We start from the raw sequence: 22,574 nt of genomic DNA, 5'->3' as shown, positions 1-22,574 counted from the left end.
GACGACCGAACGGAGCGTGCGCACTCCCCGTGGACGAGCCACCCAGTAGCCGCCGTGTCCCCCCGAACGACCGAACCGAGCAGCCGGGGCGGGGGTGACACGGTGACCGAAGTGCTGTTGTTGGCGCTGGCCCTCGCGTTGATGCTGGCCTGCGCGGTGTTCGTCGCGGCGGAGTTCTCCCTGACCACGGTGGAGCGCGCCGCGCTGGAGCGCGCCGCCGAGGCCGGCGAGAAGGGCGCGGCCGGCGCGCTGGCGGCCGTACGCCGCCTCACGTTCCAGCTGTCCGGCGCCCAGCTCGGCATCACGGTGACGTCCCTGGTCATCGGCATGCTCGCCGAGCCCTCGCTGGCCCGCCTGCTGGCCGGCCCGCTGCGCGCGACCGGGCTGCCCGACGGCGCGGCCTCCTCGGTCGCCGTCGCCCTCGGGGTCGCCGTCTCCACGATCCTCCTCATGGTCATCGGCGAGCTGGTCCCGAAGAACTGGGCGATCTCCCGGCCGGTCGCCGTCGCCAAGGTCGTCGCCGGCCCGCAGCGCGGCTTCACCGCCGCGTTCGGCCCGCTGATCCGGCACCTGAACGACACGGCCAACCGGCTGGTGCGGCGGTTCGGCCTGGAGCCGGCCGAGGAGCTGGCGTCGGCGCGCACCCCGCAGGAGCTGGTGGCCCTCGCACGACACTCGGCCGCCGAGGGGGTGCTGCCGCGCGACTCCGCCGAGCTGTTCGTGCGCACCCTGCACCTCGGGGAGCTGACCGCGGAGAACGTGATGACCCCCCGGGTGGACGTCCACGCCCTGCACGCCTCGGCCACCGCCGCCGACGCCGCCAACCTCACGCTGGCCACCGGCCACTCCCGGTTCCCGGTCTACGACACCGGCCTCGACGACATCGACGGCATCGTGCACATCAAGGACGTCCTCGCCCTCGACGAGGAGAAGCGCCGCACCACCCCGGTCGCCGAGCTGGTCAGGCAGCCGCCGCTGGTCCCCGACAGCGCCCCCGTCGACCGGCTGCTGGAGCGGCTGCGCGACGAGGGCCCGATGGCGGTGGTCGTCGACGAGTACGGCGGCACCGCCGGCGTGGTGACGCTGGAGGACATCGTGGAGGAGGTCGTCGGCGAGGTCCGTGACGAGCACGACCCGGCCGAGCGCCCCGAGCTGACCGCCACCGGCCCGGGCGCCTGGGAGGTCGACGGCGGCCTGCGGGTGGACGAGCTGCGGGACGCGGTCGGCCTGACCGTCCCCGAGGGCCCGTACGAGACCGTCGCCGGACTCGTCGCCCACCGCCTCGAACGGATACCCGAGGCCGGGGACACCACCGTCGTGACCGGCTGGCGGCTGACCGTGCTGGCCACCGAGCACCACCGCGCGGACCGGGTCAGGATCACCGCCCCCCGCCCGGAGGAGACCCGGCAGGAGGACGACCGGTGACCGCCTTCCAACTCGCCCTCGGCGTCCTGACCCTGTTCACCAACGCGTTCTTCGTGGCCGCCGAGTTCGCGCTGATCTCGGTGCGCCGCGACCAGGTCGAGCCGCGCGCCGCCGCCGGCGAGCGGCGGGCCCGCACCGTGCTGTGGGCGCTGCAACACCTCTCGCCGATGATGGCCACCGCCCAGCTGGGCATCACCGTCTCCTCGCTGGTGCTCGGCGCGGTCGCCGAACCGGCCATCGCCCACCTGCTGGAGCCGGTGTTCGAGGCGGCCCATGTGCCGCACGGCCTGGTGCACCCGATCGCGTTCGCCATCGCCCTCTCGGTGGCGACCTACCTGCACATGCTCGTCGGCGAGATGGTGCCGAAGAACATCGCGCTGGCCGCGCCCGAGCGCACCGCGCTGGTGCTCGGCCCCGCGCTGGTGCGCCTCACCCGGGCACTGCGCCCGGTGATCTTCGGGATCAACGCCTTCGCCAACACCCTGCTGCGACTGCTGCGGGTCGAGCCGAAGGACGAGGTGGCCTCCGTGTTCACCGACGAGGAGCTGGCCCGCATCGTGCAGAGCTCGTCCGACGCCGGCCTGCTGGAGACCGCGGAGAGCGAGCGGCTGCGCACCGCGCTGGCCCTCGGCACCCGCGCCGTCGCCGAGATCACCGTCCCGCTGAGCCGGATGACGACCGTCAGCCACCGCGTCACGCCACGGGAGCTGGAACGGGCGGCCGCGACCTCCGGCTTCTCCCGCTTCCCGGTGACCGGCCCCGGCGCCACCGTGCTCGGCTTCCTGCACGTCAAGGACGCGCTGGCCGCCGTCGAGCGCGACCGTCCGTTCCCCCGGGAGGCCGCGCACCCGGTGATCCGCGTCCGGCCGGAGACCCCGCTGGACGACGCGCTCACCGCGATGCGCGCCGCCTCCACCCACCTGGCCGCCGTCACCAGCGACAAGGGCACCCTGCTCGGCTTCGTGACCATGGAGGACGTCCTGGCGGAACTGGTCGGGGCGCCCGCCGCGCGGCCCGACCCCGTGGCGCGAGAGTGAGGCCCACGGCCCGCTGAACGCCGGCTCGGAAGCGTGCGACACCGTGCCCCGGGTACCCGAAACGGTCCCGGTACGGCGTTTCCGAGACGAGGAGTTGATGGTGCCCGACCTGGTGACCGGAGAATGGCCGCTCGGCTGGAGCATCGTCCTCTTCCTGGTGGCGGGCGCGCTCACCGTGCTGTGCAGCGTCCGCCTGGCGACCCTCGGCGACGTCCTGGCCGACCGCACCGGCCAGGGCGAGGCGCTGTTCGGCGCCGTCTTCTTCGGCCTGGTGACGTCCCTCTCCGGGATCGTCATGACCGCCGTCAGCGCCGCCGACAACCACCCCGACCTCGCCTACTCCAACGCGGTCGGCGGCATCGCCGCCCAGACCCTGGCCGTCGCCGCCGCCGACCTCGCCTACCGCAGGGTCAACCTCGAACACGCGGCGGCCTCGCTGCCGAACCTGCTCTTCGGCTGCCTGCTCATCGCCCTGCTCGGCATCACGCTGATGGCCGCCTTCAGCCCCGACGTCACCCTGTGGGGCGTGCACCCGGCCTCCGCCGTCCTGGTGTTCTGCTACTGGGGCGGCCTGCGGCTGATCAGCGACCGGCGCCGCGCCCTGTGGGTGGCCGTCAGGACCACCGAGACCGTGCCGGACGTGCCCGACGAAGGACCGGCCACCGCCCGGCGGGGCAACGGCCGACTGTGGGCCGAGTTCCTCGGCATCGCGGTCGTCGTGGTGGCCGGAGGCTGGGTCGTCGTCCGGGCCGCGGAGACCTTCGTGGCCGCCACCGGCCTGGCCGCCGGCTTCGTCGGCGCCGTCCTGCTGGGCATCGTGAACGCGCTGCCGGAGACCGTCACCGCCATCGCCGCCGTCCGCCGGGGCGCGGTGACCCTCGCGGTCGCCGCCGTCATCGGCGGCAACTGCCTCGACGCGCTCAACCTCGTCGTCGGCGACCTCGCCTACCGCGGCGGATCCCTCTACCACGCGGCCAGCCCCGACGAGCTGTTCCTCACCGCCGGCGCCCTCGTGATGACCACGATCCTGCTCGGCGGCCTCCTCGTCCGCCAGGAACGCGGCTGGCTGCGCGTCGGCTTCGACGGCGTCCTCCTCATCGTCCTCTACGGCACGATCGTCGCCACCCTCGCCGTCTGACCCACCACCAGCGACGCCCGGGCGCCGACCGCCGTCGGATCGAGACGTCCGCGGAACCGCGCGGTGCCCTGCCGCTCGTAGGCTCCACCGCATGAGGTGGGGAAGAGTGATCTCGGTCCTCTGTCTGATTCCACTGTTGAGCGCGTGCGGCCCGTACTACGGGGTGTTCTTCGTCCAGGGCGACGACGCCGAGGACGCGGTCATCAGCGTGCGGGACTGCCAGTCCGGAGGCGGCATCACCGAGATGAGCCTGTACCTGCGCGGCGACACGAACTCGGCCTCCGCCGAGCGGACCGGCAAACGACTGCTGTTATGGCGCGTCGAGGTCGACGGGGGTGAGCCGGTGCGTGAGATCGGCCTCGGCGGCGAGCCGGACGGCTACACCACCCGACACCCGCTGACCGCCGAACCGCGCGCCGGGACCACGTACGAGATACGTGCCACCACGGTCTCGGGGCGCGGCGGTGGTCTGGCCTTCAGGCCGGAGCGGTTGGCGGCCGGGTACGTCACCTACGACGACAACGTCACGGAGTCGCGGGAGGCGTACGACGACCTGCCCGACGCCTGGTTCTGCTACTGACGGCGCGGGCGTGGCGCCCGCGCCCCCCGGCGGCCCGATCAGAAGGACCACGGCACCAGCACCAGGGTGCCCCAGGCGAGGACCGGGCCGAGGCCGACGATGCCCGCGGTGTAGCTCATGACCTGGCGGTAGAAGCCCTGCCGGTCGACGCCCCTGGCGTTGCTCAGCACCAGGGCGCCGTTGGTCGAGAACGGCGACACGTCCACGATGGTCGTGGAGATCGCCAGCGCCGCGATCAGACCGGCCGGGCTCAGGTGGCTGGCGAGCAGCAGCGGCACGGCGATCGGGATGATCGCCGTCAGGATGGCCGTGGAGGACGCGAACGCCGAGGTCACCGCCACCGTGAAGCACAGCAGCAGGGCGACGACCAGCGGCGCGCCGACGCCGGCCGCGTGCTCGGAGATCATCTCGATGGTGCCGGCGTGCTCCAGCATCGCGACGTAGGTCATCATGCCCGCGACGAGCAGGATGGTCGACCAGCCGATGCCCTCGACGGCCTTCTCCTGGTTCTTCATGTCGACCAGGGCCAGCACCGCGCCCGCCGCCAGGGCCAGGAAGCCGATCTGCAGCTCGAAGACCAGCGCGCCGACCACCAGGACGAGCAGCGCGACGAGCGTCAGCGCCTGCCGCCAGGTCACGCCGGTAGTGGTGCCCTCCGCGGGCTCGGCGGGCTCGGCCGCGGCCGTGCTCCCGGTCGCGCCGGCCGGGACCCGGGCGCGCGCCCGCCAGTGCAGGAGCACGAAGGTCAGGGCGGACAGCAGCAGGTTGAAGCCGAAGCTGGCGAAGAACAGGGTCGGCGCCGACACCGAGACCGAGGTGTCCTCGACCATGTCCAGGACGAGCGCGCCCGACACGGCGATCGGCGAGAACGCGCCCGCGTGGGCCCCGCTGATCACCATCATCCCCATCATCAGCGGGTTGAGCCGGTGCTGGAAGGCGAAGTTCATACCGATCGGCGCCAGGATGGCCACCGCGGCCGGCGTGAAGGTGCCGAACGCCGTCAGCACCGAGGCCACGACGAAGAGCACCCAGGGGATCAGCGCGACCTTCCCCCGGACCAGCCGCACGCCGGCGGTGACCAGCAGGTCGATGGTGCCGTTGCGGCGCGCGATCGAGAACAGATAGGTGACGCCGACGATCGTCACGAACAGGTTCACCGGGAACCCCGCGAAGATCTCGTCCTCGGTCATCCCCAGCGCCGAGGTGCCGACCACGAACGTGGCGACGAAGGCGAGGATGCCGATGTTGATCGGCAGCACGGTGCCGACCAGGAACATGACCAACAGCGCGGCGATGGATATGGCTTCAGCAGACATCGTTGTCGTCCTTACCGGGGGAGAGAGAAGGCGGAACCGTCAGGCCGCTGTCGGAAGGGCCGGTTCCGGCACGAGGATCTCGGCGTCGCACAGGACGCGTGCGGCACGACGCACGGTGACCCGGTGAGGTCCCGATGGGCCGATGTCGGTCGCGCTGACCAGCACCACACCGGCGGGTGTGCCGATGCGCAGCTGGGAGTCGGCTGTGGCCGTTGATACCCGCCGCACCACCGATCCGTCAACGAGGTGCGCCGCGGCGACGGCGACCGCCGAGGTGAGGCCGATCGCCGGGTGCGGGTCGTTCATCGTGAGCATCCGCACCGAGACGTCGTAGTCGCTCGCGGCCACACGGTCGCCGGTCGAGCTGACGTAGGGCACCGGCGCGCCGACGAGCCCCACCTTGGGCACCGCGTCGCCCGGCTCCTCGCCGGCACGGAGCAGTCCCATCCGGGGCGCGGCGGCGTGCCGCACCGCGCGCAGCCAGCCCACCTCGCCGCGCAGCGCGGCGACCGGCTCGGCGCCGGTCAGGCCGGCCGCGGCCGCGTCGACCAGGACGACGGGCGCGCCGGCGTCCAGCATGGTCACCCGGACCGCCTCGCCCGCCAGCCGCAGCTCCTCGTCGGCGTTGCCGGTCGGCAGCAGCGCGCCCGTCGTCCGCCCTGCCGGGTCGAGGAAGGTCAGGCCGACCGCGACCCCGCCGGACCTGGTGCCCGGCACGGTCTGGGTGCCGAACTCGGGCACCAGACCGCCGGCGGTGTCGACGGTGGCCTCCAGCAGCGCGCCCGTGTTGGTGTTGCGCATCACGACCCGGGTCAGGTCGCCGCCGACCGGGACCAGCCCCCTGGCCACCGACCACAGGGCGATCGCCGTGGCGCAGTTGCCGCAGTTGCTGCCCCACTCGACCCGGTCGACGCCGATGCCGACCTGGCCGAAGAGGTACTCGACGTCGACACCCTCGTCCGGGCAGGGCTTGACGACCGCGGCCTTGGACGTGGTCGGCGTGGCACCGCCGACGCCGTCCAGGTGGACCGGGTCCTTCGCGCCGTACGCGTCGACCAGCAGCCGCTCCAGGCGGTCCAGCGTGGCGGGGACGTGCCGGTGGTCGAACAGCCAGCACTTGCTCGTGCCACCACGCACCAGACTCGCGGAAACGCGCACCTCAGCCGTCCTTCTGTGCTTATTACGGGGGGTGGACGCGCTCACGATGGCACCGCGAAGAGTTGAGAACAATACCCATTTTCTTAGAAGGGGTTTAGTGGAGCTAAAGGCTAGACTCGACGCGTGCTCAACGTACGGAGACTGCTGCTGCTCACCGAGATCGCCGAACACGGCTCGCTGACCGGCGCCGCGTCCGCCGCCGGGATGACCGCCTCCGCCGCCTCCCAGCAGATGTCCCGGCTGGAGGCCGAGGTCGGCCAGCCGCTGCTCGAACGGCTGCCCCGCGGCGTGCGGCTGACCGGCGCGGGGGAGGCGCTGGTGGCCAGGGGCCGGGCGATCCGCCGCGAGCTGCGCGCCGCCCAGGCGGATCTCGACGCCTTCGCCCGACTCGACCGCGGCACCCTGCGGCTCGGCTCCTTCCCCACCGTCAGCGCCTCGCTGCTGCCGCTGGCCCTCACCCGGTTCGCCCGCGCCCACGCCGGCGCCGAGGTGGTGGTCAGATCGGCGATGCTCGCCCAGCTGCGCGAGATGCTGCACACCGGCGAGGTCGAGCTCGCCCTGCTGTGGGACTACCGGTGGAACCGGGTCAGCGACGAGGCCCTGACCCTGACCCACCTGCTCAACGACCCCACCGTGCTCGTCGTCCCGGCCAACTCCCGGCTCCTCGACGAGCCCGAGGTCAGCCTGCGCTCCCTGGCCGCCCAGCACTGGATCATTCGGGCCGACAACCATCCGGTCGCCGAGGTGCTGCGGCGCAGCTGCCGGCTCGCCGGCTTCGAGCCGCGGATCGCCTACGAGTCACACGACTACCAGGAGGCGCAGGCCATGGTCGCCGCCGGCCTCGGCATCGCCATCGCGCCCCGGCTCGCGCTCACCAACCGGCGCAACGACGTGCGGCTGGTGCGGCTCGGCGCCGACGTGCCCGCGCCGATTCGCCGAATCCTGCTGGCCCGCCCTGAGAACCGGATGCCCACGCCGGCCACCCTCGCCATGATCGACATCCTGCACGCGGTGGCCGAGCGGTTCACCGACACCAACCTGGACCGCAACCAGCTCGGCTCCGTCCGCCGCGTCGGCGGACCCCGGGCCCCGCGCGCCTGACCGGCCCGGCCGCGGGGCTCGCGGGCCCGGCAAGAAGCGGCTCAGGCCCCGATCAGCACACCGCCGATGAGGATCGGGGCGACATCGGAGACGGTGAGCGCCGCGGCCAGGGCGCAGGCGGCGGCGAGGGTGGTGGCGAGGAGTCGGCGTGCGGACATGGGGCCTCCAACGAGGTCGGGGCGGTTGCCGCCCGGTTGGACCGTCCGGCGCCCCCGGAGGTTGCCCACCCGGCCGCCGGCCGGATGGGCGGACCTCAGCCGGTGACGAAGGTGGTGACGCTGCGGGCGGGGAGTTGGGCGGTGAAGGTGCCGTTGGTCATGGTGAGCGTGGTCTGTGGCGCCAGGTTCCTGCTGGCGTCGGTCAACCACCACGAGACGCGGGTGGAGGCGTTGTTGGTGAGGGTGAACGGTTGACTCACCGCCGAGGTCCCCTTGTTGACGGCGACGATGACGACCTGGCCGTTGGTGCCCCGGTAGGCGGAGGTGTAGAGGCTGGACTGGCTACTGGGGGTGGCGTCGACGCGGACGTGGCCCGGGCGGACGAACTTCGAGAAGTGCGCCATGTTGGCGCCGCGCTTGCTGATCTGCCCGTCCTCCCGCATGGGTCCGTAGCCGCGGCGGATGTACCACCACACGTACGCCTGGAACTGGCCGTCGACCAGGGCGCGGTGGATGTGCTCCCCGACGTCGAGCGCCTGTGGCCAGAGGTCGGCGGAGTCGCTGCTGTTGGGGTAGTACACCTCGGTCATCCACAGTTCCTTGCCGCCGCCCCGCTGGGTGAAGAGCGGGTAGGGGAAGTTCTGGAACTGGGTGCCGTAGAGGTGGGCGCCCAGGATGTCCATGTTCGCCAGCGCCTGGGCGTCGTTGAGGATGGGGTCGGAGAAGCTCTTGACGTACTGGAAGGACTCCGGGGCGATGACCCGGGTGCTGATCGAGCCGGCGTTCTCGCGCAGGAAGCGGACCATCTCGGTCGGGGTCCACCAGGTCCAGTCGTGCGCGTAGTCGGGCTCGTTCTGCACCGAGATCGCGTACAGGTTGACGCCGTTGTTGCGCATGAAGACGACGAAGTCGTTGAGGTGCTGGGCGTAGGCGGCGTAGCTGTCGTACCGCAGCCGCCGGGCGTCGGTCTGGCTGCCGCGCACGAAGGTCTCGACCATGCTGGCCGGGGGGTTCCAGGGCGAGGCGATGACGGTCGCGCCGAGTTCGACGGCGCGGCGGGCGGTGGCGACCTCGCGGCTCCAGTTGTTGCGGTCCTCGTGGACGGGGACGCGCAGCACGGTGAAGCCCAGCTGCCCGGTGCCGTTGCCGAAGGCCGTGTCGCGCTGGGCGGCCGTCAGGTCGCTGATCCAGACGGTGTGGTTCATGCCGCCGAAGCCGCGAATGGTCTGCCGGGACGCCGCGGGGTCGACCACCACGGTGGCCGCCGCCGTGATCGGTGCCCCGGGCGCCGCCAGGGCCGGCGTGGCGGTGGCGATGACCGGCAGGGCGCCCAGCGTCGCCAGCACCGACCGCCGACTCGGCGATCCGGGACCGGTTCCGGTGGACTCGTTGGGACGTAACGTCACTGTTCCGCCTCCTGAACGCTCGGGGTCACGACTTTGGGAGCGCTCCCATACGCGCTGGCAACGTAACGGCCTGACTGGTCACCGTCAACCCGCTCGGCGGGGTGACGCCGCCGGGGCCGGTCGCGTGGCGGACCGGCCCCAGCGGGCGGGTTCGGGTCAGGCCGTGGACAGCTCGGCACGCACGGCGTGCGCGGCCCGTACCAGGTTCTCCAGCGAGGCGCGGGTCTCGGGCCAACCGCGGGTCTTCAGGCCGCAGTCGGGGTTGACCCACAGGCGTTCGGCCGGGATGGCCCGCAGCCCGGTGCGCAGCAGTTCGGCGGCCTCCTCGGCGCTCGGCACGCGCGGGGAGTGGATGTCGTAGACGCCGGGGCCCGCCTGGCGCGGGTAGCCGTGCGCGGCGAGTTCGCGGGCCACCTGCATGTGGGAGCGGGCCGCCTCCAGGCTGATGACGTCGGCGTCGAGGTCGTCGATGGCCCGCACGATGTCGCCGAACTCGGCGTAGCACATGTGGGTGTGGATCTGGGTGTCGGGGCGCACGCCGCCGGTGGTGAGCCGGAACGCCTCGGTGGCCCACGCCAGGTACCCGGCCCGGTCGGCGGCCCGCAGCGGCAGGGTCTCGCGCAGCGCGGGCTCGTCCACCTGGATCACCGCGGTGCCGGCCGCCTCCAGGTCGGCCACCTCGTCGCGCAGGGCGAGGGCGACCTGGCGCGCGGTGTCGGCCAGCGGCTGGTCGTCGCGGACGAAGGACCAGGCGAGCATGGTCACCGGGCCGGTCAGCATGCCCTTGACCGGGCGCGGGGTGAGGGACTGGGCGTACGCCGTCCAGCGCGTCGTCATCGGCTCGGGGCGGGAGACGTCGCCGGCCAGGATCGGCGGGCGGACGTAGCGGGTGCCGTAGGACTGCACCCAGCCGTGCCGGGTGGCGAGGTAGCCGGTGAGCTGCTCGGCGAAGTACTGGACCATGTCGTTGCGTTCGGCCTCGCCGTGCACCAGGACGTCGATGCCGAGCTGCTCCTGGAAGGCGACGACCTCCCGGATCTCGGCCCTGACCCGCTCCTCGTAGCCGGCCGGGTCGACGCGGCCGGCGCGCAGGTCGGCGCGGGCGGCGCGCAGCTCGGCGGTCTGCGGGAAGGAGCCGATGGTCGTCGTGGGCAGCAGCGGCAGGCCGAGCCGGGCCCGCTGGGCGGTGGCCCGCTCGGGGTAGGGGTGGGGGCGGCGGGCGTCGGCCTCGGTCACCGCGCCGGCGCGGGCCCGGACGGCCGGGTCGCGGGTGATGGGGGAGCCGGCGCGGGAGGCCAGGTCGGCGCGGTTGGCGGCGAGTTCGGCCGCGATGGCGTCGGTGCCGAGGGACAGGCCCCTGGCGAGGGTGACGAGTTCGGTGGTCTTCTGCCGGGCGAAGGCCAGCCAGCGCAGGATCTGGGGGTCGATGTCGTGTTCCGCCGCAGCGTCCAGGGGGACGTGCAGCAGGGAGCAGGAGGCGGCGACGTCGACCCGGTCGGCGAGGCCGAGCAGGGTGCCGAGGGTGGTGAGGGACTTCGACAGGTCGTTGATCCAGATGTTGCGGCCGTCGACGACGCCGGCGACCAGGCGCCTGCCCGGCAGCCCGCCGACGGCCGCCAGCGCGTCCAGGTTGGCCGCGGCGGGGCCGGTGAAGTCCATGGCGAGCCCGTCGACGGGGGCCTGGGCCAGGACCTGGAGGGCGTCGCCGAGCCGGTCGAAGTAGGAGGCGACCAGGATCCGCGGCCGGTCGGCGAGGGCGCCGAGCCGCTGGTAGGCGTGGGCGGCGGCGGCAAGCTCGGCCGGGGTGCGGTCCTGCACCAGGGCCGGCTCGTCCAGCTGCACCCACTCGGCGCCGGCCGCCCGCAGGTCCGCGAGGACCTCGGCGTACACCGGCAGCAGGCGGTCCAGCAGGGCCAGCGGCTCGAAGTCGGCGGGCGCGCCCGGTGCGGGCTTGGCGAGCAGCAGGTAGGTGACGGGGCCGACGAGGACGGGACGGGCCGTCAGGCCGAGGGCGAGGGCTTCCGCGAGCTCGCCGACCTGCTTGGCGGAGTCGGGGGAGAACACGGTGTCCGGGCCGAGTTCGGGGACCAGGTAGTGGTAGTTGGTGTCGAACCACTTGGTCATCTCCAGCGGGGCGACGTCCCGGGTGCCGCGCGCCATGGCGAAGTAGCCGTCGAGCGGGTCGGCGGCGAAGGCGGCGCGGTGCCGGTCGGGGATCGCGCCGACCATGACGGTGGTGTCCAGCACGTGGTCGTAGTGGGAGAAGTCGCCGGTGGGGACCTCGGCGACGCCGGCCTCGGCCAGCCGCCGCCAGGTGGCGCGGCGCAGTTCGGCGGCGGTGGCCCGGAGGGCGTCGGCGGTGACGCGGCCCTTCCAGTAGCCCTCGGTGGCCTTCTTCAACTCCCGGTCCTGGCCCTGTCGGGGGTAGCCGTACACGGTGGCCCGTGCTGCCGCGGCTGCGGGCTTGGGGGTCACGGAGCTCTCCTTCGCGAGATGGTTCCCTGGGATCCCGGCGACGGGACGAGGACGCGAAGGGGACGGTGACCGGGCGGGCCCGGGCCCGCGCGCGAGGCGCCGCCGTCCGCCTGGTGTGTCGCCGACCCGCCCTCGAGGTCACCGGGATGTCCGCGCACGGGTGGCCGGGCGCGGGCAGTTGGCAGGTCTTCGGACTCGCGGGCCCGCCCTCCGGACCGGAGGACACCTACTGGCCGTCGCTTCCCAGGCCCGGTTCCCGGACCCAGTGCGTGTGACGGCGGTCGTTCCCGCTCACCGCTGCGGGGCAGTCCCGGATTCCCACCGGGTTCCCTCTTGCGACGCCTCCCGCCTGGCGGACGGGGCGAACCAGCTGCGTGGGCCAGCCTACGGGCCGCCACCGGGACGCGGCGGGTCACGTCCGTCATCCGGATGGCGAGGCGGCCCCCATCGACGCGTCGAAAGGCGGCCACTTTTCGGTGAAGCGACCGGGTTTGCCCCTGGCCGGGGGCCGGGGCGGGCACATATCCGTCGTGCCGTGCGATGTCCGAGGAGCGGGAGAAGCGATGACGGGCGAAGAGAGCTGTTCGAAGACCCTCGACGAGTTCCTCGGCAGGGTCAGGCGGTGGTACCGCGAGGACCGCGACGGCTTCGCGACCATGTACGACGCGGCGATCGCGAACGTGGTGCCGTACCCGGAGGACACGCCGCCCGGGGCGCGGTACGACTGGCGGGGCAGGTCGATCGAGGACCTGTGCGACTTCTTCCGGGAGTGGTACGAGGCGGGGTGGACCACCAGACCGAGCGAGGGCCTGCACCACATCGAGAAGTTCAGCTGGCTCACCTACGAGAACGACTACGGCATGGTCTTCGTGACCACCGGACCCGGGCTGCGGATGACGGCCGACTTCACCGCCCTCCAGGGCGCCCAGATGGACGACGAGGGGGAGCGGGGGCAGCTGCTCATCGCCAGCTGGCGGGAGGAACTCGGCTCCCGGATGGACGACTTCGAGCCGGGCCCGTGGCGGAGCTTCAACGACTTCTTCACCCGGAACCTGCGGGACGACACCAGGCGGCCGATCGACGCCGAGGACGACGACAGCGTGGTGGTCGCCCCGACCGACTGCGTCATCAACATGATCGTCGACGACCTGACGGAGGAGACGCCGATCCCCGTCAAGACGGTCACCATGAACGTCCGACAGCTCCTCGCGGACTCCCCGCACTACCGGAGGTTCGTCCCGGAGCGGGACGCGGCGGGCGAGGTGGTCAGGCCCGGCGGCACGGCGGTGTCCTGCGTGCTGATGCCCGACACCTACCACTGGTACCACGCGCCGGTGGCGGGCGAGGTGGTGGAGGCCCGCGACGACGTCGGCGGCGTCTACTACGGCATGCGGAACTTCCCTGGCCTGCTCAACAAGGGGAACGTCGGCTACGGCTTCGACTACGAGGTGTTCGACCGGTTCCGCCGGGGCTACCTGGTCTTCAGGACCGTGTTCACCGACCCGCGCGGGCGGGAGCACGAGACATACGTGGCGATGGTGACCGTCGGCCTCAACTCGATCGCCTCGGTGAACTACCTGCCGGAGTTCCGGCGGCCCGAGCGGCCGGTGCGGGTGCGGAAGGGGCAGAAGATCGGGAACTTCAGGTACGGCGGATCGCTGAACATCCTGTTGTTCCAGTACGGGAGGTTCCCGGCGCTCCAACTGCGCATGGGGCAGCGCATCGGGACCCTGGAGCAGACGGACAGGACGGAGACGCTGTTCGCCGGCTCCCGCCACGCGCGGGCCCGGTGCGGCCGGCCGCTGGCGCCCTGACGGCCGGAGCCCCCGGAGGCCACCCGGTCGTGGGCGGGCGGCCTCCGCCCCGGTCACATGTTCCAGAGGGTGACGAGGGGCCGGGGGACGGGCAGGAAGGGCTCGGGCGGCGTCCAGTCGCCGGTGGCGAAGAAGTTCCGGATCGTCGGCAGCCAGGGCTGGTAGTCGATGCCCTGGTCGGCGAGCCACTGGTCGTTGTAGTACTCGTTGGTGTAGCGGCTGGCGGCGTCGCACAGCACGGTGGCGACGCTGCCGGACTGTTCCTGGTCACGCATGCCGAGCAGCACGCGGATCGCGGCGAACACCCCGGTCCCGGTGGACGGCCCGGGGGAGATCCCCCACTCCCGCCGCTCGTGGAGGACTCGCATGGTGGCCACCGAGGCGGCGTCGTGGACCCGGATCATGCGGTTGACGGTCGAGGGCACGAAGGACGCCTCGACCCTGGGCCGGCCGATGCCCTCGATGTGCGAGCCCCGGTCGGTGATCGTCGGGTCGCGCCAGTACCAGCCGTCGAAGTACGCCGAGTGCTCGGGATCGGGCACGCACACCCGCAGCTCGCTGCCGGTGTAGCGGGCGTGCCGGGCGACGGAGGTGGCGGTGCCGCCGGTGCCGGCGCCCATCACGAACCAGTCCAGGTCGGGCACGGCGCGCAGCAGTTCGGGCCCGAGCCCCTCGTCGCCGCGCCAGTCGTAGGCGCGTTCGGCGTAGCTGAACTGGTCGAGGAAGTGGCCGCCGTACCGGTTCGCGACCCGGCGGGCGTAGGCGACGATGTCGCCGGAGACGGGGACGACGGTGCCGCCGAGTTCCGCGATGGCCGCCTTCTTCTCCCGGCTGGTGTTGTCGGGCACCACCGCGTAGAAGGGGATGCCGAGCCGCTGGCAGTACCAGGCCTCGGAGATGGCGGTCGAGCCGCTGGACGCCTCCACCACCGGCCGGCCCCTGGTCAGCCAGCCGCTGACCAGGGCGTGGACGAGCAGCGCCGCCGCGAGGCGGTGCTTGTGGCTGCCGGACGGCTGGTCGGCCTCCCGCTTGACGTACAGCCGCAGCCCGTTGAGCCGCGGCGGCAGCGGGATCTCGGTCAACTCCGTCGCCACGGGGGCGAGGTCGCCGCGGATGCGCTGGACGCAGTCGACGACCCACCGCCGGTCGTCCGGGTAGACGTCCGACTCGTCGTCGCGCTCGACCAGCTGGGGCTTCTCCGTGGTGCGCTCGACCAATGTCACCGGCGGCCTCCGTCGTCCGATCCGACCCCGCGCCGCCGACTGGTCGGCGCCCGCCCATGATCGGCGGCCCGCCGACCGTCCGCCCGGCACCCGACGCCTCAGGGCACGGCCGGTTCACCGCTTCGGCGCAACGGCGGCGGCCGCGGGGGCGGGGGAGCCGGCCCAGCGCATGCGGCACCAGGGCAGGGCCAGTTCGCGTGGGCTGGTGACCTGGCGGGGCGCGAGGTCGTCGACGGGGGCGGCCTCCCGGTGCCGGGCGAAGACCGAGTCGGCGTAGCGGTGTCCGGTGTCGGCGGCGACGAACACGACGGTGCGGTCGGGGCGGGCGCGGTGTTCCCAGCGGGCGGCGAGGTAGGCGGCGCCGGTGGAGAGCCCGGCGAACACGGCGTGTCGGCGCAGCAGGTCGACGCTGCCGGCCAGCGCCGCCCCGAAGGACGTCCAGTGGATGACGTCGTAGCGGCGGTGGTCGACGTTGCCGAACGGGATGGAGCTGCCGATGCCGGCGATGATGATCTCGGGGTCGGCCACGTGCTCGCTGCCGAAGGTGACGCTGCCGAACGGCTGGACGCCGACCAGCGTGGTGTCCGGGGCGTGCTCCCGCAGGTAGGCGGCGAGCGCCCCGCTGGAGGCGCCGGAGCCGACGCCGCCGACGAGCGTGACGGCCTGGCCGCCGGTCTCCTTGACGACCCGTTCGGCGACGGCGCGGTAGCCGAGGTAGTGGATGTCGTCGTGGTACTGGCGCATCCAGTGGTAGTCGGGGTGGGCGGCGAGGATCTCCCGCACCCGCGCGACGCGGCGGCTCTGGTCGAGCTTGAGGTCCGCGCTCGGCGCCATCTGTTCGAGGCGGGCGCCGAGGATGGTGAGTTGGGTGCGCAGCGTCCGGTCGACGGTGGTGGAGCCGACGATGTGGCAGCGCAGGTCGTGGCGGTGGCAGGCGAGCGCGAGGGCGTAGGCGTAGATGCCGCTCGAACTGTCGAGCAGGGTGTCGCCGGGCCGTACGACGCCGTGGTCGAGGAGGTGGCGGACGGCGGCGAGCGCGGAGACGACCTTCATCGTCTCAAAGCGCAGGCAGACGAGGCCGGGTTCGAGGCGTATCAGGTCCGGGGCGCCGATCGCGTCGGCGACGTGGTCGTACATGGTGGCTCACTCTCTCGTCGTGGGTCTGACGGGTCGTGAACGTCATGAGGACGGGGAGGCCGAGGCGTCGCAGGGCTTCGACGCAGCGGTCGAGTCGTCGGGCCAGGCCGGGGCGGGCCGGGTCGAACAGCAGCCCGGCCACGTTGCCGCTGTGCGCGACCTGGACGCCGGCCGCCCCGGTCTCGGCGGCGACGGCGACGAGTGCCGGCAGCTCCTCCTTGGGGAGCAGCCGCTGGTGGCGGGTGGCGCTGGCGGTGCAGACGCGGCCGAGCAGCGCGGTGTCGGCGGTGGCGACGGCGCGGCGCAGCAGGGCGCGTAACCGCTCGAAGGCGGCCAGGTCCCGGTCGCGGTAGGCGTCGGCGGGCAGGGAGAGGGTGTCGACGGGGCGGCCGCCGCCGGTGGCGCAGCCGACCACCACGGCCGGCGGCAGGGCGGGGCCGAGGACCTCCAGGACGCGGCCCGCGCGTTGGGCGAAGAGCACCGGGCGGTCGGCCAGCATCAGGGGGTCGGAGGCGCCCTCGGCGGTGACGGCCAGCCGCGCGATCTCGTGCGGGGCGAGGCTGACGCGGTGGCTGGCGGCGACCGCGCGGATGGCGGCGATGACGTCGCCGGTGGACGAGCCCATGCCGAGCCCCACCGGGATGGTCCCGCTCAGCCGCAGCCGTCCGGCGCCGGGGGAGCGGCCGGCCCGGCGGGCGCACTCGGCCGCGGCGAGGCGTGCCGCGCGCAGGGCCTTGGCGCGGTCGGGCGGGTCGACCGTGAGGTCGTCGGGGTCGCCCGCCGGGTGGCGGGTGAACTCGGCGTGGCAGCCGAGACCGGTCTCCGGCGGCACGGGCAGGGTGACCAGGCCGGGGCACATCCGCCCGTGGCGGTCGCGGAAGACGCCCTGGAGGATCTCCCCGTGGTGGCAGGCCGCCTGGCCGGTGCCGGTGGCGTCGGCGGTCATCCCGGCACCGTGGCGCGGTACCGGTACAGCACCGTCGGCTCGGCGCTGAACTGCGAGAACGGGAACGGCTCGGCGGACAGGGCGGAGACGCCGGCGCCGAGGAACGCGCGGGCGACGGCGCTGCCGCTCTGCGCGTAGACGACGAGCGGCAGTCCGCGTTCCCGACAGCGGCCCAGGATGGTGTCGAAGGTGCCGTTGCCGAGGGTCATGCCGGTGGCGACGACGGCGTCGGCGGCGTCGAGCACCTCGGCCATGGAGTCGGTGACGGGCTCGCCCCACTGGGTGGCGCGGAGGTTGAGGTCGCAGGGGAGCGGCACCCCGCCGCGGTCCCGGATGGCGGCCAGCAGCGGGTTGACGACCCCGATCAGGGCGACCCGGGCGCCCGGGGCGATGTCCAGCAGTCCGGCGATGGCGGCGTCGCGGGCCCTGGCCCGCTCCTCCGGGGTGCCGGCCGGCAGGGTGACCGGCTCGGCGGCGGCCTCCCGGTGCGGCGCGGCCTCCGCCAGCAGGGCGTCGAGCGCCGCGAGCCGGAGGGGGCGTGGGGCGTCGTCGCCGAGCAGCGCGGCGAGCGGCCGCCCCGAGTAGGCGCGGCACAGCGCCGGGTCGGTCTCGCCGTCCTCGACGGCGCAGGCGCCGAACGACCGGCCGCAGCGCACCAGCAGGTACTGGTTGAGGTAGGTGGTGTCCCCGCCGGCCAGCCGGGTGCCGTGGTGGAGCCAGAACACGCTGGTGGCGACGATCGCCGCCGGGTCGGGTCCCGCCGTGCCCGCCAGCGCGGCGGTCACCAGCTCCTCGACGGTCGTGGGGCGCGGGACGGTCGGCGGTGGTGTGGGATGTCGGTCGACGAACGCGGGGTCGGTCGCCGTGTGTGGCACGGAATCTCCCTCAGGTAGCGATGGGCGCACCGGTGATGACCCCGGGGAGTATTACAAATGATTGTCATTTTCGTCTAGGCTGTCGTGCCACCCGAGTTGAGGAGGGGACCGCCGTGTCCGGACCGTCGACGCAGATCGTCGCAGCCGCCCCCGTCCCGGAGTCGCGGTCGCCGCTGCGCGACCCGGCCTTCCTGCGCCTGTGGGCGGGCAGCACCGCGTCGGGGCTCGCCACCTGGGCGATGCCGTTCGTGCTGGGGCTCGCCCTGCTGGACGGCACCGTCACGGCCGCTGCCCTCGGCCTCGTGCTGGCGACGCGCACGGCCGGCTTCCTCGTCGCCGTGGTCGTCGGCGGGGTGCTCGCCGACCGCTACTCGCGCCGGGCGGTGGTGTGGTGGGCCGGGCTCGCCGCCGGCCTCGCCAGCCCCGTGCTGGCGGCCGGCGTGGGACGTTCGGTGCCGGTGATGGCGCTGGCCGGCGTCGTGATCGGCGCCGGCCAGGGCGCCTGCCGGCCGGCCTTCCAGGCGCTGACGGCGGAGGTGGTGGCCGCGCCGCTCCGGCAACGGGCCAACGCCGCCCTGACGTTGTCCGTGCGGGTCACCACGCTGACCGGACCCGGGCTCGCGGCCCTGCTCGCCGCCTTCCTCAGCGTCCCCACGCTGCTGCTCGGCATGGGCCTGCTGTGGCTCGCCGCGGCCGCGCTCCCGCCGCGCGGCCAGCATGCCCCCGCCCCCGTTCCCGGTGAACGGACCGGCTTCGTCACCGAGTTCGTCGACGGGGTGCGGGAGGCCAGGCGGCACCCCTGGTTCCTCGCCGGGCTCGGCGCGCTGGCCGCCGTCATCACCACCGGCTACTCGGCGACCGGGGTGCTGCTGCCGCTGGTCAGCCGCGACCGCTACGGCGTCGAGGCGGTGCTGGTCGCCGCGACCACCGCCTACACGGCGGGCGCGCTGCTCGGCGCCCTGGTGGTCGCGCGCTGGCACCCGAGGTCCGCCGGCTGGGCGGCCCTCGCGGGCCTGGCCGCCTACGGCCTGGCGCCGCTCAGCCTGTGGCTGCCGGTGCCCGCGGCCCTGGTGGTGGCCGCCTACGCGCTCGCCGGCGTGGGCATCGAGCTGTTCAACGTGCCCTGGTTCACCGCGACCCAACGGGAGGTCGAGCCGCGGCTGTTGGCGCGCGTCTCCGCGCTCGACTTCCTGGTCTCCTACGGCCTCGCGCCCGTCGGTCTGGCGCTGATCGCCCCGGCGGCCGACGCCTTCGGTCCGGGGCCCGTGCTCGCGGTCTGCGCCGCCGTCTGCTTCCTCGCCCCGGCCGCCGCCGCGCTCGTCCCCAGCGCCCGGCGCTTCTCCGCCCGTTGACGGAACCGCCGGCGCACTGTCACTCTTATTGCAAATGGTTTCCATTAACACTTCGGTCGGCGGTGCGCCGCCGCCCGTCGACACCCCGCCCCCGAGACCCCGAGCCGTGGCGGCCGGCCGCGGTCTCCTGCTGCCGGTCCTCCTGCTGTCCGCCGCGCTGCTCGGCTCCGTCGTCCTCGCCATCGGCCTCGGCTCCGCCGTCGTCCCGCCCGCCGACACGGCCCGCTACCTGTGGGCGGCGCTGACCGGCGGCCCGATCCCGGCCGACGAGCTGACCAGGTACCAGATCGTCTGGCAGGTCCGCACCCCCCGCGTGCTGCTGGCCGCCACGGTCGGCGCCGGACTGAGCGTGGTCGGCGTCGCCGTACAGGCGCTGGTCCGCAACGCGCTGGCCGACCCGTTCGTCCTCGGCGTCTCATCCGGCGCCTCCGTCGGCGCCGTGTCGGTCACCGTCTTCGGCGCCTTCTCCTCGCTCGGGATCTACGCCCTCTCCGCCGGCGCCTTCGCCGGCGCGCTCGCCGCCGCCGTCCTGGTCCACACCGCCGCCCGCAGCCGCGCCGGCCTGACCCCGCTGCGCCTCGTGCTCACCGGGATCGCCCTGGCCCACGGCTTCCAGGCCGTGATGAGCGTGCTGGTCTACCTCGTGCCCGACGGCGAGGCCACCCACACCGTGCTGTTCTGGACCTTCGGCGGCTTCGGCGCCGCCACCTGGGGATCGCTGCCCGTGGTCGCCGCGATCGTCCTCCTCGGCACCCTCGCGCTGCACCGCTTCGCCCGCCCGCTCGACGCCATGGCGCTCGGCGACGAGACCGCCGCCAGCCTGGGCGTCGACGGCGCCGCGGTACGCCGGGCGCTGTTCGCGCTGACCGCCCTGATGACCGGCGCCATGGTCGCGGTCAGCGGCGCCATCGGCTTCGTCGGCCTCGTCATCCCCCACCTGGTCCGCATCCTCGTCGGGGCCACCCACGCCCGCGTCCTGGTGCTCGCCCCGCTCGTCGGCGCCGTGTTCGTCGTCTGGGCCGACCTGGTGGCCAGGACGCTGGCCGCGCCCCGGGAACTGCCCATCGGCGTCGTCACCGCGCTCGTCGGCGTCCCCGTCTTCGTCGCCCTGATGCGGCGCCGCGGCTACCTCTTCGGAGGCCGCTGATGACCGGGCACCCGACTCCCCCGACTCGCCCGGCTCGCCTGCGACTCGACGCCCTGCGCGTCACCATCGACGGCCGGGCCCTGGTGCGCGACCTCTCCCTGGAGGCCGGCGCCGGACGCGTCACCGGCCTCGTCGGGCCGAACGGCAGCGGCAAGTCCACCGCCCTGCGCTGCGTCTACCGGGCCCTCGCCCCCACCGGCGGCGCCGTCCGGCTCGACGACCGCGACCTGCTGACCCTGCCCCGCCGCGAGAGCGCCCGGTCCGTCGCCGCCCTCACCCAGGAGAACGGCACCGAACTCGACTTCACCGCCTGGGAGATCGTCGCCCTCGGCCGCACCCCGCACCTGCGCGGCAACCAGCCGCTCGACGCCCGGGAACGCGACCTCTGCCGCCGCGCCATGGCCGACCTGGACGTCCTCCACCTGGCCGACCGCGGCGTGCTCACCCTCTCCGGCGGCGAACGCCAACGCGTACTCGCCGCCCGCGCCCTCGTCCAGGAACCCGCCGTCCTGGTCCTCGACGAGCCCACCAACCACCTGGACATCCGCCACCAGATACAGCTCCTGTCGCTGCTGCGCCGCACCGGGGCCACGGTGCTGGTGGTGCTGCACGACCTCAACCTGGCCGCCGCCGTCTGCGACCGCGTCGGCGTCCTGGCCGACGGCACGCTCGTCGCCGCCGGCACGCCAGGCGACGTCCTCACCCCGGAGCTGGTGCGCGAGGTGTTCGGCGTCGACGCCACCGTCGTCCCGCACCCGCTGACCGGCGCCCCCCAACTCCTGTACTCCCTGCACTCCCTGGAAGGACGCCCATGACCACCCGCACCCGAACCCGCCGTGCCCGGCTCGCCGTTCCACCCCTCCTCGCCGCCGCCCTGCTGCTGCCCGCCTGCGGCGCGGAGGTCGAGCCGGCGGCCGATGGCGAGGGCCAGGCCGAGACCGTGACGGTGCCGCGCTGCGGCGAGGACGTCGAGTACCGGAGACCCGAACGCGCCGTGGTCTACGAGGGCGGCAGCGCCGACAAGCTGTTCGCCCTCGGCCTGACCGACCACGTCCACGGCTACGTCATGCCGCCGGCGAACCCGCCCGTCGAGGAGTCACCCTGGGCCGAGGAGTACGCCCGGGTCGAGATGCTCAGCGACGACCTGCTCAACCGCGAACTCGTCGTCGACGCCGAGGCCGACCTCGTCGTCGCCGGCTGGCGATCCGGCTTCAGCGACGAGCGCGGCATCACCCCCGAGATACTCGACGGCCTCGGCATCCAGAGCTTCATGCACAGCGAGACCTGCTACAACTACCCGGGCCACCCCGCCGAGTTCACCCCCTTCGAGGGCCTGTACCGGGACCTGGAACTCCTCGGCCGGATCTTCGGCGTCGAGGAGCGGGCCGCGCAGGTCGTCACCGAACTCCGCGACCGGGTCGCCGCCGTGGCGGACCAGGCGCCCGAAGGGCGCCCGCCCCGCGTCTTCGTCTACGACTCCGGCACCGACCAGCCCTTCACCTCCGGCAACCAGGCCCCGCCCCACGAGATCATCGACATCGCCGGCGGCGAGAACGTCTTCGCCGACCTCACCGACCGCTGGACCACGGTCAGTTGGGAGTCCGTGGTGGAGGCCGAACCGGAGGTGATCGTGGTCGTCGACTACGAGGACCAACCCGTCGAGGAGAAGATCGAGTTCCTGCGGACCTCTCCCATCACCGCCGAACTCCCCGCCGTCCGCGACGGCAACTTCTACGTCCTCGACTACAACGAGGCCATCAGCGGCCCCCGCATCGTCGACGGCGCCGAAGGCTTCGCCGCATACCTGCGCACCGCGGACCTCGACCTGTCGTAGCCACGCGGCCGAGCGACCGAGTGGCCGACGCCTTAGCCTGATCGTGGGACGGCTCGGTCGGAGGCGAGGGCGGAGATGAGCGAAACGGATCCGCACATCCACGTCGAGCGGAAGGTGATGCAGGCCGGCGCCGCCTTCCGCGGCGCGATCGCGTCGACGCTGGGCCGCGTACCCGACGCGCCGAGTGTCGTCACCACCGGTTGCGGGATTCAGGCCCCTTACGCGATGACCTCTCCCCGTCCGGAAAGCGTCACCTGTCTCCCCTGCCGGGAACACGCGCACCGAGAGCACCTGCGCTTCGCCGACCAGCTGGAGCGCCTGAGCCGGATGCCCGGCGCGCCCGTCGCGGGCGATCAGGTGGCCAAGGCCGTGGAATGGGCCCGGGACCGCGCGCGGCGGTTCGCCCGCTGACGCCGCGTTCCTCGCGTTCGACGGCCGGGACGACCCGGTGG

Annotated in this window: 19 protein-coding genes and 1 riboswitch; of the genes, 11 read left to right on the top strand and 8 right to left on the bottom strand. The window is 73.6% G+C overall.

The window, feature by feature from the left end:
• Positions 1 to 102 precede the first annotated feature (102 nt).
• The 4 genes from RNC47_RS10595 (at position 103) to RNC47_RS10580 (ending at position 4,180) form a co-directional block, all read left to right on the top strand.
• The gene (locus RNC47_RS10595; protein WP_311597665.1) at positions 103 to 1,425 is read left to right on the top strand and encodes a hemolysin family protein; all 1,323 of its coding nucleotides are present in this window, start codon (positions 103 to 105) and stop codon (positions 1,423 to 1,425) included.
• Positions 1,422 to 2,462 carry a hemolysin family protein gene (locus RNC47_RS10590; RefSeq protein ID WP_311597663.1) on the top strand — a complete coding sequence of 347 codons (1,041 nt, stop codon included), beginning with the start codon at positions 1,422 to 1,424 and terminating at the stop codon, positions 2,460 to 2,462. Before RNC47_RS10595 ends, RNC47_RS10590 begins: the two co-directional genes overlap by 4 nt.
• A gap of 109 nt (positions 2,463 to 2,571) precedes the next feature.
• Positions 2,572 to 3,600, top strand: coding sequence for a sodium:calcium antiporter (locus RNC47_RS10585; RefSeq protein ID WP_311597736.1), 1,029 nt, complete (start codon positions 2,572 to 2,574; stop codon positions 3,598 to 3,600).
• Positions 3,601 to 3,691: 91 nt separating this feature from the next.
• The gene (locus RNC47_RS10580) at positions 3,692 to 4,180 is read left to right on the top strand and encodes a hypothetical protein (protein WP_311597662.1); all 489 of its coding nucleotides are present in this window, start codon (positions 3,692 to 3,694) and stop codon (positions 4,178 to 4,180) included.
• A 38-nt stretch (positions 4,181 to 4,218) separates the two neighbouring features.
• Here RNC47_RS10580 and RNC47_RS10575 read toward each other — a convergent pair whose 3' ends face one another.
• The gene (locus tag RNC47_RS10575; protein WP_311597661.1) at positions 4,219 to 5,496 is read right to left on the bottom strand and encodes an SLC13 family permease; all 1,278 of its coding nucleotides are present in this window, start codon (positions 5,494 to 5,496) and stop codon (positions 4,219 to 4,221) included.
• Between the two features lie 39 nt (positions 5,497 to 5,535).
• Entirely contained in the window at positions 5,536 to 6,654 is a 1,119-nt protein-coding gene (locus tag RNC47_RS10570; protein WP_311597659.1) for a PrpF domain-containing protein, read from the bottom strand.
• 123 nt (positions 6,655 to 6,777) lie between these two features.
• Here RNC47_RS10570 and RNC47_RS10565 point away from each other — a divergent pair, with 123 nt between their 5' ends.
• Positions 6,778 to 7,755, top strand: coding sequence for a LysR family transcriptional regulator (locus RNC47_RS10565; protein WP_311597657.1), 978 nt, complete (start codon positions 6,778 to 6,780; stop codon positions 7,753 to 7,755).
• 253 nt (positions 7,756 to 8,008) lie between these two features.
• On the opposite strand, the gene RNC47_RS10560 is transcribed toward RNC47_RS10565, so the two are convergent.
• Positions 8,009 to 9,319, bottom strand: a complete 1,311-nt coding sequence (locus tag RNC47_RS10560) for a glycoside hydrolase family 30 beta sandwich domain-containing protein (RefSeq protein WP_311597655.1) — start codon at positions 9,317 to 9,319, stop codon at positions 8,009 to 8,011.
• Between the two features lie 156 nt (positions 9,320 to 9,475).
• A complete protein-coding gene (gene metE / locus RNC47_RS10555; RefSeq protein ID WP_311597653.1) occupies positions 9,476 to 11,794 on the bottom strand; it encodes a 5-methyltetrahydropteroyltriglutamate--homocysteine S-methyltransferase in 2,319 nt (772 codons plus the stop codon).
• 175 nt (positions 11,795 to 11,969) lie between these two features.
• A riboswitch (cobalamin riboswitch) is annotated at positions 11,970 to 12,167 on the bottom strand.
• Between the two features lie 190 nt (positions 12,168 to 12,357).
• Here metE and RNC47_RS10550 point away from each other — a divergent pair.
• On the top strand, positions 12,358 to 13,608 hold the full coding sequence (locus RNC47_RS10550) for a phosphatidylserine decarboxylase (RefSeq protein WP_311597651.1): 1,251 nt from the start codon (positions 12,358 to 12,360) through the stop codon (positions 13,606 to 13,608).
• Positions 13,609 to 13,661: 53 nt separating this feature from the next.
• On the opposite strand, the gene RNC47_RS10545 is transcribed toward RNC47_RS10550, so the two are convergent.
• From RNC47_RS10545 to RNC47_RS10530, 4 genes are all read right to left on the bottom strand, one after another.
• Complete coding sequence (locus tag RNC47_RS10545; RefSeq protein WP_311597649.1) at positions 13,662 to 14,831, bottom strand: PLP-dependent cysteine synthase family protein; 1,170 nt, start codon at positions 14,829 to 14,831, stop codon at positions 13,662 to 13,664.
• Between the two features lie 114 nt (positions 14,832 to 14,945).
• The gene (locus RNC47_RS10540; RefSeq protein WP_311597647.1) at positions 14,946 to 15,968 is read right to left on the bottom strand and encodes a pyridoxal-phosphate dependent enzyme; all 1,023 of its coding nucleotides are present in this window, start codon (positions 15,966 to 15,968) and stop codon (positions 14,946 to 14,948) included.
• Entirely contained in the window at positions 15,889 to 16,914 is a 1,026-nt protein-coding gene (locus RNC47_RS10535) for a GHMP family kinase ATP-binding protein (protein WP_311597645.1), read from the bottom strand. Before RNC47_RS10535 ends, RNC47_RS10540 begins: the two co-directional genes overlap by 80 nt.
• On the bottom strand, positions 16,911 to 17,702 hold the full coding sequence (locus RNC47_RS10530; RefSeq protein ID WP_311597734.1) for a Rossmann-like domain-containing protein: 792 nt from the start codon (positions 17,700 to 17,702) through the stop codon (positions 16,911 to 16,913). The genes RNC47_RS10535 and RNC47_RS10530 overlap by 4 nt, the downstream gene beginning before the upstream one ends.
• A gap of 200 nt (positions 17,703 to 17,902) precedes the next feature.
• Here RNC47_RS10530 and RNC47_RS10525 point away from each other — a divergent pair, with 200 nt between their 5' ends.
• The 5 genes from RNC47_RS10525 (at position 17,903) to RNC47_RS10505 (ending at position 22,533) form a co-directional block, all read left to right on the top strand.
• Positions 17,903 to 19,141, top strand: a complete 1,239-nt coding sequence (locus RNC47_RS10525) for an MFS transporter (protein ID WP_311597644.1) — start codon at positions 17,903 to 17,905, stop codon at positions 19,139 to 19,141.
• A 34-nt stretch (positions 19,142 to 19,175) separates the two neighbouring features.
• Positions 19,176 to 20,288, top strand: a complete 1,113-nt coding sequence (locus tag RNC47_RS10520) for a FecCD family ABC transporter permease (protein WP_394814751.1) — start codon at positions 19,176 to 19,178, stop codon at positions 20,286 to 20,288.
• On the top strand, positions 20,288 to 21,103 hold the full coding sequence (locus tag RNC47_RS10515; protein WP_311597641.1) for an ABC transporter ATP-binding protein: 816 nt from the start codon (positions 20,288 to 20,290) through the stop codon (positions 21,101 to 21,103). The genes RNC47_RS10520 and RNC47_RS10515 overlap by 1 nt, the downstream gene beginning before the upstream one ends.
• On the top strand, positions 21,100 to 22,122 hold the full coding sequence (locus RNC47_RS10510) for an ABC transporter substrate-binding protein (RefSeq protein ID WP_311597640.1): 1,023 nt from the start codon (positions 21,100 to 21,102) through the stop codon (positions 22,120 to 22,122). The genes RNC47_RS10515 and RNC47_RS10510 overlap by 4 nt, the downstream gene beginning before the upstream one ends.
• Before the next feature lie 75 nt (positions 22,123 to 22,197).
• Positions 22,198 to 22,533, top strand: coding sequence for a hypothetical protein (locus tag RNC47_RS10505; RefSeq protein WP_311597639.1), 336 nt, complete (start codon positions 22,198 to 22,200; stop codon positions 22,531 to 22,533).
• The last annotated feature ends 41 nt before the right edge of the window (positions 22,534 to 22,574 follow it).

It is taken from the genome of Streptomyces millisiae, assembly GCF_031845425.1.
GTDB classification, from domain to species: domain Bacteria; phylum Actinomycetota; class Actinomycetes; order Streptomycetales; family Streptomycetaceae; genus Streptomyces; species Streptomyces millisiae.
The sequence above is the reverse complement of the archived record's forward strand: the minus strand, read 5'-3'. Positions and strand labels throughout refer to the sequence as shown.

Coding starts and splice junctions, on each gene's coding strand:
- RNC47_RS10580 (WP_311597662.1), top strand. CDS start 3,692: ATGAGGTGGGGAAGAGTGATCTCGGTCCTCTGTCTGATTCCACTGTTG.
- RNC47_RS10575 (WP_311597661.1), bottom strand. CDS start 5,496: ATGTCTGCTGAAGCCATATCCATCGCCGCGCTGTTGGTCATGTTCCTG.
- RNC47_RS10550 (WP_311597651.1), top strand. CDS start 12,358: ATGACGGGCGAAGAGAGCTGTTCGAAGACCCTCGACGAGTTCCTCGGC.
- RNC47_RS10540 (WP_311597647.1), bottom strand. CDS start 15,968: ATGTACGACCACGTCGCCGACGCGATCGGCGCCCCGGACCTGATACGC.
- RNC47_RS10535 (WP_311597645.1), bottom strand. CDS start 16,914: ATGACCGCCGACGCCACCGGCACCGGCCAGGCGGCCTGCCACCACGGG.
- RNC47_RS10520 (WP_394814751.1), top strand. CDS start 19,176: ATGGTTTCCATTAACACTTCGGTCGGCGGTGCGCCGCCGCCCGTCGAC.
- RNC47_RS10515 (WP_311597641.1), top strand. CDS start 20,288: ATGACCGGGCACCCGACTCCCCCGACTCGCCCGGCTCGCCTGCGACTC.
- RNC47_RS10510 (WP_311597640.1), top strand. CDS start 21,100: ATGACCACCCGCACCCGAACCCGCCGTGCCCGGCTCGCCGTTCCACCC.
- RNC47_RS10505 (WP_311597639.1), top strand. CDS start 22,198: ATGAGCGAAACGGATCCGCACATCCACGTCGAGCGGAAGGTGATGCAG.